The organism is Paenalcaligenes hominis, from assembly GCF_041359055.1.
Classification (GTDB): Bacteria; Pseudomonadota; Gammaproteobacteria; order Burkholderiales; family Burkholderiaceae_B; genus Paenalcaligenes; species Paenalcaligenes hominis_A.
Genome location: NZ_JBGJKZ010000002.1, coordinates 170,798 through 183,952 on the forward strand (window position 1 = coordinate 170,798; position 13,155 = coordinate 183,952).

Annotated in this window: 16 protein-coding genes; 8 read left to right on the forward strand and 8 right to left on the reverse strand. The window is 46.4% G+C overall.

Annotation, left to right across the window (positions count from 1 at the left end):
- Positions 1 to 63: 63 nt before the first annotated feature.
- Both ACBP46_RS04650 and ACBP46_RS04655 read left to right on the forward strand, forming a co-directional pair.
- Positions 64 to 333 (forward strand): helix-turn-helix domain-containing protein, encoded by a 270-nt coding sequence (locus tag ACBP46_RS04650; RefSeq protein ID WP_371015578.1) that lies wholly within the window; start codon positions 64 to 66, stop codon positions 331 to 333.
- Entirely contained in the window at positions 333 to 1,640 is a 1,308-nt protein-coding gene (locus ACBP46_RS04655; protein WP_371015579.1) for a type II toxin-antitoxin system HipA family toxin, read from the forward strand. Before ACBP46_RS04650 ends, ACBP46_RS04655 begins: the two co-directional genes overlap by 1 nt.
- 92 nt (positions 1,641 to 1,732) lie before the next feature.
- Here the strand turns inward: ACBP46_RS04655 and ACBP46_RS04660 are convergent, their stop codons facing one another.
- The 4 genes from ACBP46_RS04660 to ACBP46_RS04675 form a co-directional block, all read right to left on the reverse strand.
- A complete protein-coding gene (locus ACBP46_RS04660; RefSeq protein ID WP_371015580.1) occupies positions 1,733 to 1,951 on the reverse strand; it encodes a hypothetical protein in 219 nt (72 codons plus the stop codon).
- On the reverse strand, positions 1,948 to 2,157 hold the full coding sequence (locus tag ACBP46_RS04665) for a hypothetical protein (protein WP_371015581.1): 210 nt from the start codon (positions 2,155 to 2,157) through the stop codon (positions 1,948 to 1,950). The genes ACBP46_RS04660 and ACBP46_RS04665 overlap by 4 nt, the downstream gene beginning before the upstream one ends.
- A 213-nt stretch (positions 2,158 to 2,370) precedes the next feature.
- The gene (locus ACBP46_RS04670) at positions 2,371 to 2,763 is read right to left on the reverse strand and encodes a type II toxin-antitoxin system HicB family antitoxin (RefSeq protein ID WP_371015582.1); all 393 of its coding nucleotides are present in this window, start codon (positions 2,761 to 2,763) and stop codon (positions 2,371 to 2,373) included.
- A 20-nt stretch (positions 2,764 to 2,783) separates the two neighbouring features.
- A complete protein-coding gene (locus tag ACBP46_RS04675) occupies positions 2,784 to 2,963 on the reverse strand; it encodes a type II toxin-antitoxin system HicA family toxin (protein WP_371016049.1) in 180 nt (59 codons plus the stop codon).
- Between the two features lie 315 nt (positions 2,964 to 3,278).
- On the opposite strand from ACBP46_RS04675, the gene ACBP46_RS04680 reads away from it, so the two are divergent.
- On the forward strand, positions 3,279 to 4,178 hold the full coding sequence (locus ACBP46_RS04680; protein WP_371015583.1) for a prephenate dehydratase: 900 nt from the start codon (positions 3,279 to 3,281) through the stop codon (positions 4,176 to 4,178).
- A 118-nt stretch (positions 4,179 to 4,296) separates the two neighbouring features.
- A complete protein-coding gene (locus ACBP46_RS04685) occupies positions 4,297 to 4,599 on the forward strand; it encodes a DUF4298 domain-containing protein (protein WP_371015584.1) in 303 nt (100 codons plus the stop codon).
- 9 nt (positions 4,600 to 4,608) lie between these two features.
- Here the strand turns inward: ACBP46_RS04685 and queE are convergent, their stop codons facing one another.
- The 3 genes from queE to queC are packed head-to-tail and all read right to left on the reverse strand — an operon-like array spanning position 4,609 to position 6,395.
- Complete coding sequence (gene queE, locus ACBP46_RS04690) at positions 4,609 to 5,316, reverse strand: 7-carboxy-7-deazaguanine synthase QueE (RefSeq protein WP_371015585.1); 708 nt, start codon at positions 5,314 to 5,316, stop codon at positions 4,609 to 4,611.
- Positions 5,313 to 5,738: a 6-pyruvoyl trahydropterin synthase family protein gene (locus tag ACBP46_RS04695; protein ID WP_371015586.1), complete on the reverse strand. Its 426-nt coding sequence runs from the start codon at positions 5,736 to 5,738 to the stop codon at positions 5,313 to 5,315. Before ACBP46_RS04695 ends, queE begins: the two co-directional genes overlap by 4 nt.
- Positions 5,739 to 6,395 carry a 7-cyano-7-deazaguanine synthase QueC gene (queC, locus tag ACBP46_RS04700; RefSeq protein WP_371015587.1) on the reverse strand — a complete coding sequence of 219 codons (657 nt, stop codon included), beginning with the start codon at positions 6,393 to 6,395 and terminating at the stop codon, positions 5,739 to 5,741.
- A 361-nt stretch (positions 6,396 to 6,756) separates the two neighbouring features.
- On the opposite strand from queC, the gene ACBP46_RS04705 reads away from it, so the two are divergent.
- From ACBP46_RS04705 to ACBP46_RS04720, 4 genes are all read left to right on the forward strand, one after another.
- Positions 6,757 to 8,508, forward strand: a complete 1,752-nt coding sequence (locus tag ACBP46_RS04705) for an amidohydrolase (RefSeq protein WP_371015588.1) — start codon at positions 6,757 to 6,759, stop codon at positions 8,506 to 8,508.
- A gap of 379 nt (positions 8,509 to 8,887) precedes the next feature.
- Positions 8,888 to 10,849 (forward strand): YkoP family protein, encoded by a 1,962-nt coding sequence (locus ACBP46_RS04710; RefSeq protein WP_371015589.1) that lies wholly within the window; start codon positions 8,888 to 8,890, stop codon positions 10,847 to 10,849.
- The gene (locus ACBP46_RS04715; RefSeq protein WP_371015591.1) at positions 10,846 to 11,460 is read left to right on the forward strand and encodes a polysaccharide deacetylase family protein; all 615 of its coding nucleotides are present in this window, start codon (positions 10,846 to 10,848) and stop codon (positions 11,458 to 11,460) included. The genes ACBP46_RS04710 and ACBP46_RS04715 overlap by 4 nt, the downstream gene beginning before the upstream one ends.
- 252 nt (positions 11,461 to 11,712) lie before the next feature.
- Positions 11,713 to 12,339 carry a hypothetical protein gene (locus tag ACBP46_RS04720; protein WP_371015592.1) on the forward strand — a complete coding sequence of 209 codons (627 nt, stop codon included), beginning with the start codon at positions 11,713 to 11,715 and terminating at the stop codon, positions 12,337 to 12,339.
- A 185-nt stretch (positions 12,340 to 12,524) separates the two neighbouring features.
- On the opposite strand, the gene ACBP46_RS04725 is transcribed toward ACBP46_RS04720, so the two are convergent.
- Complete coding sequence (locus tag ACBP46_RS04725) at positions 12,525 to 12,800, reverse strand: hypothetical protein (protein ID WP_371015593.1); 276 nt, start codon at positions 12,798 to 12,800, stop codon at positions 12,525 to 12,527.
- Positions 12,801 to 13,155: the final 355 nt, after the last annotated feature.

Genomic DNA, 13,155 nt, shown 5'->3' on the forward strand with positions numbered 1-13,155 from the left:
CGAGTAAAATACATTTACAACCTAAAGCGAGTATTTCATAATAACAACCTAAAGCGAGTAAAAATGAGTTCTACTCCCACACCGCCCATTACGCTACTAACCACCAATCATTTAGCCTTGATGTTGCGCTCCTTACGCAAACGTAAAGGCTGGACACAGGCTGACTTGGCCAAAAGGCTTAACGTCTCTCAGCAAGCGGTGTCTAGAATGGAGGTGAACGCGGACAACTTATCTTGGGCGCGGTTGCATCATGTGTTGAACGTTTTAGACGCCAAAGTATCAGTAGTAACTGATGAGTATCTAGAGGCCACACGGCCACAGACGGAGTGGTGATGAGCGCTTTAGCTATCTGGATGAATGGGTTTTATGTGGGAGAATGGCAGCGCGCAGGGCGTTTGCCTGCGGTATTGCGTTATGACGACGTCTGGGTAAAGAGCACCGCAGGGCGTCCTTTATCCTTGTCTTTGCCCTTTACATCAACTGAAGCGCAAATTTCCGGTGATGTGGTTACACATTATTTTGAAAACTTACTACCAGACAACCCAACGATTCTAAGCAAGATGGCAGCACGGTTTCGAGCCACTTCAACTGATGCCTTTAGTTTATTGGAGAAAATTGGTAGGGATGCGGCAGGGGCAGTACAGTTATTGCCTGTAGGGCTTGAGCCATCGAATGTCTTTCAAGTCGATGCCCGCCCGCTTTCTGAGGCTCAGGTGGCCGACTATCTTCGTCGAACATTACGTACGGGCTCTGACGCCTTATTTGAAAGTGAGTTTCGTTTTTCGCTTGCTGGAGCGCAGGAGAAAACAGCCCTCCTATTTCACGAGGGCCAATGGTGCTTACCAGAAAATGCGACCCCAACCACGCACATTATTAAACTGCCTTTAGGCCTAGTCGGTAACCATCGCTATGACCTCAGCCATTCGGTTGAAAATGAATGGCTCTGTATGCACCTACTCAAAGAGCTGGGTTTACCTGTGGCGAATGTAGAGATGGCTTTGTTTGAAGACCAGAAGGTGCTGGTAGTGGAGCGTTTTGACCGTCGTTGGAATGACAAGGGGTGGTGGATGCGAATCCCTCATGAGGATATATTACAAGCACATGGTTTACCGTCTCATCTTAAATATGAGTCGGATGGTGGGCCCGGCATTGAGTCCATTATGAGACTCTTAGAGTCCTCCAGTCATTCCCAAGCAGACCAGAAGACCTTTTTTAAAAGTTTGCTGGTTTTTTGGTTAATGGCTGCCATTGACGGACATGCGAAGAATTTCAGCCTTGAGATTGGCCCAAGAGGCGCATTTCGCTTAGCTCCTCTTTATGATGTGCTCTCTGCCTGGCCTTGGGAGGGAAAAGGCGCTCAACAACTTCACTTTCGGGATATGAAGATGGCAATGGCCTTGAGAACAAAGAATACGCATTACCATCTATTCACTATTTATCGACGCCACTGGTTGGAGATAGGAACGAAGTATTTAGGAGAGGCGCTTACAGAGCAGCTACTAGAAGACGTGCCGACTCAATTAAAGAAGTCGTTAGACAGACTGGGACAGCGGTTACCTAATGATTTTCCAGTGGCGCTGTTTGAAAGAGTTTGTCACGGAATCGACCGGCAAATAGTACGGCTGAAAAGTAACAAATGATAGCACCGCCAACAAAAGCTGCCAATGAAACGTTGATATATTTGCCGTTGTATTACTGCGCGTTTACATAAAACCGCCTAACCGCGGCCTTTTTATTGTTTGTTATCTTGTTCAGCTAGATGATGTTTTTTCACCGCTAACGCTTGTTGCTTTAGTTCGGCTGCCGAGATTTCTACAATTTTCCCATTTTTCTTTATGACGATACCGGTGTTGGTTTTGATGGCGTCTTCACGAGCGAGTTGGGCGGCACGAATCAAAGCATCAGAAACGGCTGCTTTAAATTGGGCGAAGTTGTTAAACGGTAGACTCATGGGTTTTCTCCGTTAGCTAACAAGATCATTTGGTCGCTAGAGTTATCATACAACATCCAAGAGTTAACCGCTTTTTTGTAGTCACTATGAAATAGCTTCAGTCCGGATTTAAAGCGTCTTTGAATAACAGGGGTAGGGATGTGGTGACCACCTTGAGCAACACGGTTAGCGATTCGTTGGAAACAAGTCTTTACTTCTTCCAGCATGATTTTTCCGGCCCGCACGGTGACAAGCTCCGGCTCAAAGGGTGCTTAGCCTTTTGGTAACAGTACGTTAGAGAGGCAGGCGGTGAGTATAAATGGAAAAGTGATACATGCAGTTCACATTAAGCATGGCAAAGCGATACAGAAATCGATAGATTGGAGATGGGCAGATAGCACCCGCTCAAAATAGCCCGCACATGCGGGGCTTTTTTGCATCTAGGCACCAGCCATTTCATGTTCAGCAGCAGAAGCTAAGAAAGCAGATCGGCTTTGGCCACGTTGTTTGGCAGCGGCATCGATACGGTGAACCAATCCTTCTGGCAAGCTAATGTTAAGACGGACAGAGCGAGATCGAACTTTGTTTAGGTCGATGTCTACCATCATCCAGAATCCGCCGTCTTGGTAGTCCTCATGGTTTAGCCATGTATCGGGGGTACTAGCAACAGGGATAGGATCAGTATCCGCGCCGAAATGAGCCTCAACGGCTTCTTGGGCTGCTTTTGGTAAATCTTTAATTTCATCTGCAGCAGTAAAACAGCCGGGAATATCAGGGAAGGTAGCGCTATAGGCGTAGCCCTCTTCAGCGTAAACGTAAATAGGGTAAAACATAGTGAAGTCCTCCTAGCCTACTAGAGGCCTGCTTGTTTAAAAATGCTGCGAACGGTAGGTTTGGGCAAATCCTTTTTTGGGTGTGGAATGGTGACCTTGCCTTTTTTGGTTGGGTGCTTGAACTGATGGTGTGAGCCTACGGTATGTACTAAATACCAGCCATCTGCCTTAATTTGCTTAATGATCTCTGCGCTGTTTATTGTCTAATAACACACAACAATACACAACAACGCACAATAATTTTGTTTAAATTAACGCTCTTGCGTGATTGTTTATTGGAGTGCGGCTTTATAAAGTAATAAGCATAGACGTTTACAACGGCCGTGTAGAGCCCAAGGCTGTACTGCCTTTAAAGCGTCTTCTACCACGCTTGAATTGATGACTATGGGGAGTAAAATTTTTGGTGTGGCTGAGGTCTTAAATTCAGTCTACGGTGAAAGATCGGTGAAAGATGTTTATTTTGATCAAATGACAATTAGTATAAAAGTCATAAAAACATATTAGAGAGACAATCTATGCTGAGTTTAGGTAATGGTAGTAATCCTTTTAAAAGTCTGGCAACTACCGTATTGCTTACGGCTTCGTTGACTGTTGGTGGTAATGTGTTTGCCGAAAACAAAAAAATAGCCTATTTAGGACCAGAGGGGGCTTGGTCACATCAAGCTAGTGCCGATTTGTATGGGGCAGACCAAGAGCTGTTGGGGATGACTCGAGAGGAATGGATTTCTGCGTTTAATAATCGAGAGATTGATGTCCTTATACTTCCTGTGACCACTTCTGTGGTCGGTGTTACGCCTTATATGGATGATGTGTTAGAGCTAAAGGGTGCAGTGATTATGGGTGAGTATCCTAAAATGCTCTCTTATGATTTACTTGCTAAGCCTGGTGCAAAGTTTGAGGATATTAAGCGTGTTTTAGCTCATCCGGTCGCTCATTCTGAGGTCAAGCCTTGGATGGATAAGGAAATGCCCAACGCGGAGCGAATTAATGCTGCCTCAGGTGGGGCTGCCGCCAAAGAGGTCTCAGAGGGGGACTCATTAGAAGTTGCCTCTATGGGGCCTAAGATAGCTAGTCAGGTGTATGAGCTTGTCTCATTGCGAGATCACATTGAAGAAGGGCCTCATAATGTAACTCGTTGGTGGATTTTGGGGTTTGAGCCTACACCGCCCACAGGCAATGACAAGACAACTTTGCTAGCCGAGGTCAAGGATGACCAGTTTTCAGCGTTGATGAAAGGGATGCTGGAGAGTGATGTCACTATTCTCACTATTTATGAGCGCCCTGATTTAAAGACCATTGATGGTCATCGGTATTTAATCGAGGTAGAGGGGCATGCCCAAGTCGGAGCACTGAAGAGTTATCTTGATACTAATAAAGAGATTCGAGTGTTAGGTTCTTACCCTAAAAAAACCTGATACGAGCCAACACGCCCAAGCGTATTGCTAGTTTATTCAAGATTTTAGCTTGGGCGTATTGGCACGCTCTGGGTTCTGTTCATTTATTATTTATTGCTAAGCCAACCACCTTATCACTATGCATTTACATGAGCGTATTAAAAAACAGGAAGCCATCTTGAATCAGGCCCACGAGTTATCAGAGGCTTTAAAACAAGTGGTGGCGAATTGGGAGGCGCTGCAGCCCCAGTTTGCAGAGTTGATGGCGTATTATGGCAGTACTCAATGGTATGAAGATAGACAAGCGTATGAGGAGGGCAAGCTAGCTGGCGTAGCTTGCGGAGTACTCAGCGAGGATGCGGTTTACAACGTCTATATGCAGCAACGAGAGGTGGCTTTTCAGGCCATGCGCACAGCGCTGGCCTATATAGAGAATAATTAATTAGAAACGCTAAACCCCACGTCTATTTCCCCACAGCAAAGCATGCAGCTGGGGGAGGACACGAACGTTTTTTAATTGTTGTGATTGCATAACTTGCTCGACCAGCTCACTGTATTTACGCAATAAGTAACTAGCCATGGTGTGTTCATCTGGATCATCGGTTTTGTCATTACCGACTTGTAAAAACAAAGGCAATTCAGGGTAACGCTTATGAATGTCCGTAGCATAATGCAGATCCGTTTCATTGAAGATGACGATTTTCAGGGAAACATTGCGGCCACGGAGTTTATCGATAATAAGGCTTAAAAGGGCGAAATCTGTGTCCATGCCACTGGATGGAGGTTTGGGTGACAATGTGATTTCGTCCATCAGTAACAACGCATCATTCCATTTAGAGCCTTGCGTCTCGATGGCTACCGTAAAACCATGGGTTTGCAGTAAAGCTACCAAGGCAGACAGCTCTTTATGCAAAGCTGGGTTACCACCACTAATCGTAATATGATCGACTTGGTCATTGTGTAATTGTTGCAGTGTTGCCAAAATTGCTTCAGCACTCATGGCTGTGGCTTTTGTTGAACCGTCCCAAGTGAATTTGGAGTCACACCAGCTGCATTGGTAATCACAGCCTGCTAGCCGTACAAAGCATGTTTTGCGTCCAATGACCATGCCTTCTCCTTGGACCGTAGGGCCAAAGATTTCTAACACAGGAAGGCTCATGCAAAATCCTTGGTGTGGGGGATATAACGCACATAGCTGGTGGGCGTTTCTCGAACGAGGACTTGAATGCAGCGGGGTTTATTAGGGGTTTGATCCAAATAGGTTTGGATGCGTCGCCAAGTGGCCTCTGCCACTATTTCCGTAGAGGGCGGCAGGTCTTTAAAATCAGCATGGTCGTTTAACAAGCTATGGTCATACACGCCATGTACAAGCTTTTTTAGGGTTTGAAAATTAACTAAAAAACCGCACTCATCAAGCTCTTCTCCGACAATGGTGATGTTCGCAAAATACGTATGACCATGAAGGCGCTGACAGATGCCGGCATTCTCATTGGGAAGAAAGTGCGCTGCTGCAAAGTGCATGTCTTTGTTCAGCTCGTAACGGTAGTCATGGGCGGGGGTAGGGTAAAACTGTTGCAACATTTATTTCCCCTGACGTTCGTTAAGGTATGCGGTTAGGCCGTTATGGCGTAACTCACACGCTGGGCAAGTGCCACAACCCGTTGCAGGAATGCCTTCGTAGCAGGTTAAGGTTTTTTCTTGTACATACTCAAAAGCATTAAGCTCATCGGACAAAGCCCACACTTCTTTTTTATTCAGCCACATCAAGGGTGTGTGGATTTCAAATGCGGCATCCATTGCCAAATTGAGGGTGAGGTTGAGCGATTTGACAAAGTTGTCACGGCAATCAGGATAACCGCTAAAGTCAGTTTCACTGACGCCCACAATAATATGCTTGGCCTCTCGTTGGTAGGCGACTAGAGCGGCGATAGAGAAAAATAGATGATTACGACCAGGCACAAAGGTGGAAGGGACTTCGCCCTCATTGGCTTCAATGCTCTGATCGGGGTTGGTCAAGGCGTTTTTGGTTAAACCGGCAAACAGATCAAGTTTAAATGGTAACCACTCTACCCCTAAATCGGCTGCGATAGCTTGAGCGTGTGTGATTTCGTTGTGATGACGTTGGCCGTAGTCAAAGGTCAGTGCAATGACCTCTTTAAATTGTTGCTTTGCCCAGAATAGACAAGTCGTGCTGTCTTGCCCGCCGCTAAAAACGACGATGGCTCGATGAGGATGCATCTTGGTTTTCCTTAGTTTTTTATAGAGGGTTTCGCTATAACCTCTGTTTTATAGATAGATAGCATGTGTTTAGCGAAGGCTATCTATGTTCGAAATCCATTATTTCGAGTTGGCAATCATACCATTGGTTGTGTTGTTAAAACAAAGCGGAGTGCTCAGATCGCAGTCCCGCTTCACGTGCTTTTTGTTCAAACGGGCAAAGCAGGAGTGCGTATGAGGTTTTTACGTGGTGCATTTTTAATAAATGCGTGAGTAAGGGTAAATAGTAGATTGACACAGACAAGTCTCTTTCATTAGAGTCGAATAGCGTTATGCAAATAATGAGACAAAAAATATCAATAAAAGAAACTTGAGGTGACTAGTGAGACGAATACGTTTAACCGCATTATCAATGGTCTTATGGGCGACGACCGGTGCTGTGTATGCTGCTAAAGGGCCCGATACGATTTATTTTGGGGGGCCTATTATTACGATGAATGATCAAGCCTTGTTTGCCGAGGCGGTAGCAGTGAAAGATGGAAAAATCATTGCGGTAGATCGTTTACGTACTATTGAGGCGTTGGCGGATGAGCAAACCAAGCGAGTTGACCTTCAAGGCAAGACCATGTTGCCGGGGTTTATCGATGCACATAGCCATTTTCTTGCGACCGGAGCTCAAGCGCTAACTAAAGTGGATTTGAACCCGCCTCCTATGGGAGATGTGCAAAGTATTAACGAGCTAGTGGATAAATTAAAAGCGCGGGTGGAGCAAACGGACGCAAAAGACCTAGTGAGTGGTTCTGGTTACGATGACACGCTTATAAAGGAAAAACGTCATCCCACTAAAGCGGATTTAGATCGTGTCTCTACTCAAATTCCTATTATTGTTAGCCATATCTCTGGTCATATTTCGGTAGGTAACTCTAAAGCACTGGAGTTAGCTGGAATTACCGGAGAAACACCTAATCCAGATGGCGGGCGTATAGATAAGGATAAAAAAGGTGAGCCCACGGGGATAATGGAAGGCAATGCCGGGGCATTAATTACGCAATTGATTCCAGACCGCTCAGAGTCCGACTGGGTAGCTGCCATAGCCAAAGGATCAGAAATATGGGCAGCAGCGGGTTTTACTACTGCTTCTGATAACCTTGTTAGCCCTAAACAAATAGAATATTTCAAAGCAGCTTTAGCTGAAAATAAACAAACAGTACGTGTTAATTTTTGGCCCAGAACGCGCAGTGTAGAAGCGGTGCGTGCTTTCCCTGCTGTGCAATCAGGCACTGACCTTAGTGCTGGGGCCCGTATGCTAGTACAAGGTCCGGTTAAATTCACTATCGATGGTTCTCCCCAGGGTTATACTGCGCATTTTACTGAGCCTTACACCACACAACGACCTCAGGATGATGGGCATTACAAAGGTTTTTCGTATTGGGATGATAGGGATGAGATTTTTGACATCATCGAGCAATTACATCGTGATGGCTACCAACTAACCATTCATGGTAACGGTGATCAGGGTATTCAGGATGTGATTGATGCGTATGCAGCTGCTCAACGCGCTTACCCTCGCAAGGATGCACGTCACGGTATTATTCACGCTCAATTCAGTCGCCCAGACCAACTGACACAGATGGCCGCGCTAGACATTTCACCAAGCTTTTTTATTGGGCATACCTTTTATTGGGGCGATCGTCATAAAAACATCTTTTTTGGGGAAAATCGTGCTCACCATATGAGTCCATTAAAAGGGGCGTTGGATAATGGGGTGCTTTTTTCTACACATACTGATACTTACGTTACCCCAATTGACGGTATTCAAATGCTCTGGTCATCCGTAAATCGGATGTCTACAGGGGGCGATATTATTGGGGCAGATCAGCGTATTAATCCTTATGAAGCGCTAAAAGCCATTACCATCAATGTGGCGTGGCAGTTCTTTGAAGAAGACATCAAAGGCAGTATTGAACCAGGAAAACTCGCTGACTTTGTTATTTTGTCTGCCAACCCTCTGTCGGTAGGCCATAAGGACCCTATGGCGATTAAAGACATTTCTGTATTAGAAACCATTGTAGGTGGAAAGACCGTGTTTAAAGGAGACTCAAAGAGCATAGTCGCTAAACATTTTGCGCAATAAGCCAAGAGCCTACGACGATAGCGTTTATACGTAATCGTTAGGTGGTTCAATTAAAAAGCTTCGTTGATAATAAATAGACCGCCAACTTATTGGGGGATGTTTATATCAACGAGGCTTTTTCGTTGGCTAGGTATCTTAGGTAGTTCATAACAAAAAGCACCACAGCCTCTACTTACCGTTACAGTGTCATAAGTTTGTTACATTCATTATGCTTTACCATGGTAAGGCGCTTACGTGCACAGCAGCCAATGCATCGCAAAAACTTCGTAAGCTTTGGAAAAAGGTAGTCGTTTTGAATACTCTTTGAACAGGAGCTCCTAATGAGCACCAGGTCTGCTTTCCTTATCGTTTGTGGATGTCTGCCAAAGGTTCGGGTGTTATGAAGGCGCATCTCCATCAATCCAGTGCGGCTTGTGATGCCAAAAAGCCTACAGCGCGTGTACTGTTATTAACGTCTACCTTAGGCTCAGGCCATTTACGAGCTACGCAGGCCGTTGAGCAAGCGTTGCGAGAGCGCTGTCCAAGTGTAGTGGTACAGACCCTTGATTTTTGGACGTTGCTTGATGCATCTACAGCACAAAGCTTGCGCCAAACCTATCTGTGGTTAGCACAGGAACGACCCGATTTATATGAACAGCTCTATCAGTTAGACCAGCATACGTGGCGCAATATTATTGAACGTCATGAACCATTGCCAGCGGTTTTAGTGGCGGGTATAGAGTGGCTGGCGGCTAGTGTTGACGTAGCGCCCCCGTTGGCATCTGCCGGTACGGCTCATTTAACGGATCGGGCTGTATTTCGTTTGTTTCGTTTGTTGCTCACTAAGCGCGTTCGTACCATACCGGAAAATGGTGTTCGGGTGCGGCTTGCTTCTTTTTTAATTAGGTGGAACTGGGCACGCATTGCACGACGGTTATATGCGCAGTTGAAAGCATTTTCTCCTGATGTGGTTGTCGCAACGCAAATGATTCCTGCTGCCTTGTTCTCCTCAATCAAAATACATTATGAGCTTGATGTGCCGGCACTTGGTGTTTTGACGGACTTCGGCATGCATGATATTTGGCTTCAGCCCGGTCTTAATAGCTATTGCCTGCCGCATGAGTCAATCAAAACAAAGTTGCAGGCTAACTCAGGTGTAGCGCCCCGTGCTGCATTCGGCATTCCGCTTATGCCTAGCTTTAATCACTTGCCTAGTCAGCGCCAAGCACGTATGCAGCTAAAGCTGGACTCTGATGTTCCGTTGGTGCTTGTTCTAGGGGGAGGGCTAGGGCTGGGTATAGAAACGGTAGTTGCCCATTTGTTGACAGGCACGAAAGTGCATGTGCTTGCCTTGGCAGGCCATAATGCGGCGGCTCTTGCCAAATTAAATACGCTAGCTGCCCACTACCCAGATCGACTTAGGGTTTGGGGGTGGACCGAATGCATTGAGGTCTTTCTGCGTGCTGCTGATGTGGTGGTAGGCAAGCCAGGAGGGCTGACGGTAGCCGAGGTATTGGCATGTGGACGCCCCTTATTGGTAACATGTTGTTTGCGAGGCCAAGAAAGTTTTAATGTGCGTTTTCTTGAAGAGCACAAGGTAGGCCGTCTTGTGCAGGAGGACGCGTTGTGTCTAGCCGTAGAAGATCTTTTTGCAGATCCTGTTGCATTAGCTGAAATACAGGATCGTGCTTGGGCATTAGGTCGACGCGATGGAGCCGCTGGGGTCGCAGAAGCAGCACTTATGGCCGCCCAATCTCGCACCCCGCAAAAACCACATACACCACGTATGGAGTGGTTGCGACAGATTGCACAACGTTGTCTTGGCAAGGTGGACAAGATGTATCACCGTTGGCATGGGTTGCAGCCCATTGGTGAAGTTCTTTACGTGGGTCGCACTCGGTATCGCGGTCCGGCCATCACATTTGCGGATGGTACTCAGCTTAAAGCGGGTGATTTCATGGGCACACTGCATTTAAATAATGCGCGGTTTCCTAGTCTAGAGGCAGATACATCCATTCAAGCCGCATTTCGCTTTACGCGACTTATGCTTGCGTCTATGCGTATTTTGGCAGAACAAGGACGGCACGATCCTCTTTTATCTGAGTTAAGGGTTTACAACGCAGTCAGTTGGCTAGGGCCACATGGTGCACAAGTGGGTTTTCATACTCAACCGGTGCCACCCGGACTGCGTAAATACCTAAGCAGCTTGTATTTTCGTTTGTTAGTATGGACTTTTGCGCCAGCCCAACAAACTCGCGCTTCGGCAAGTCCCGAGCCAACTATTTACTGGCTCACGCGGGAGCAACTACTACAGCGTTTTGGCAAAACAGCCATCAACACTCATAAAGGAGTAGGGGAATGAAAGCGAGTTCATCTACGGTGGCACAGCTGCCTGCCGCTGGTTCTGTGTACCTGACCTTTGATGACGGGCCGGATGAACAGTGGACGCCACGTATTCTCGATCTTTTGGCTGAGCAGAACGCTCAAGCCACTTTTTTTGTTGTGGGGCGCTTTGCGTTAGAACACCCCGAGCTGGTACGGCGTATTGCAGAACAAGGGCATGCGATAGGAAATCACACTTGGAGTCATCGCCATCCTTGGGCGGTGTCAGCAGCCGTGGCGCGTCAAGAGATTCGGGCTGGCACCAGCGCCATTGCTGATATCATTGGCAAAGTCCCCATTTTTTTTCGACCGCCGCATGGCCGTCTGCGTCGTTGTATGCTTGAAGAAATAGAGCGTCAAGGTCAGACCCTTGTGCTTTGGGATCGCAGTGCTGTGGATTGGGGGCCATTGGGTTTAGCCGCTAAAATTTTACGTAGATTGGATGCGGTACAAGACGGAGATATTGTGTTAATGCATGACGGTGGCCGTGGCATTAACCGTCCCGATGAGTTAGTTAAAGTGTTACCCACCTTTCTGGCTCGTCTTGGGCCGCACTCATATTATAAAAAAACGGCGCTAGAAAAAGAGTAGTACGTGAAAATAATGTGACTTTTATAAAGTCCACTGCAGGTTTTTTTACAAAGACAGATGCCACTAACTTTGTACTAGTTAAGTGAGCTGTTGCCCGCCTATTTGTCATGGTGGTGCAAGCCTTGCTTTGAAATGCCACTGCATAACAGGGGTTGGGATACGGTTGCTGTTCAGGGCTAGAGGGGATGGGGGCTATTCATTCTTTATATAGGCTATGATCTTTATTAAGAAAGACCAACCAAGGAGGGGAGCGTGTCGCAGACTAAATTTGTTCAAGAGCGCTATGTGTTGAAGTTGGCAAAACCACTGTTAAAAAAGCTATATGGTCAGTTCGAGGTGGATTTTAGCCAAAGCGACAGGCCGGATGCCGCGATTTGGGTGACCAGACCACGCAAACAAGTGGAGTACACAGGCCGTGCTTTTTCTGTTGGGATTGAAATTACTACGGTAGACCAAGAGGAGCCGTTAGCCTATATCAACGGCGCTCACCCAGTTAGCACTGAGGAAACAGAAAGCAGTATAAATATTGTGATACCCAAGACCTATGTGTACGACGGGGCGTTAAAAAAGCAAAATAAATACGAAGAGTACGCGCAGGGGAATACCTTTAAAGAAATTATCCTAGTGTGTTTTAGCCAAGTTTTAGGGGTTAACGACCCATTTTTTAAGCAGTGCGTGGCGGGCTGGACAGCGTACTTATTAACTAAGGTGGCTTTTCCCTTTGAAAAGGTCTTGTTTGTGGATATAAAAGAGGGAATCGCCGTACAGGTGTATGATTCACGGCGTCCAGTTTGGCAGCCACCCACTGCCAAGTGCGAGACTCAAGTGGTGTGTGGCGTGACGGATTTCCATCGTTTTATCGATACCATGCAAATATAAGCCAGTTTCACCCCGTTTTTGCTAATAAAGCACCCCAGCACCACATCATGCTGGGGTGTTTTATTAGGGGGATTGGCTCAGCTTGGTCCATAAAATAAGCCAGCTTGCCAAAACCAAAATGCGCGGAAAGCCTCGTCGTTTAGGGCGAGGATCATGTCAAGAGTTTAGTCATGGCTGCTTTTGAATTAAGTATTTGGCCCGTGCTTTTTCTCTAGGACCGCTGGGGTATCGTCTTGGGGTTTAAACGTACCTTCTGCTGTGCCCTTTGGGTTGGGATTGCCATCAAACTGGGTGGCTTTTTCGCCTTTTATGTCGTCCTTGTCATATGGGGTTTCAGAGTTTTTATTGGGTAAATCAATCTCGGGCTTTTTGTGGGGGGTGGGGTCACGCTGTGGAGTATCGTTTGGCTGCTTAGGCACGGGTTGATTGGTATCAGGAATTTCTGTTCGATCTTGTGTCATGATGTGCTCCTAGTTTGAGTTATACATGGGTAGCAGATTATGTGCCTAACCCCATGAAATGTTTAGTCATTGTGGGCACAGCAATAGGCCACGCAGTGGTGGCAATGTCTTAATAATTAGAAAAATGCGAGGTGTTGTGTAACTTGCTTACGAACAAGCAAAACCATAAACCACTGGTACTAAATACATATTGTGTGTCTTTTTGCATCATGAAAAGACCCTTAAAGGCTTTTTTGCTATGAAAAGAGTGGGTGGTTTTTGAGTCCATGTAGGCACAGTGCCTGACCAATAGGTAAAAAAACATATTGCTAAATGGCAGTGTTGCCAAAGCGCTTTTAACTTTTTACCGACTGTA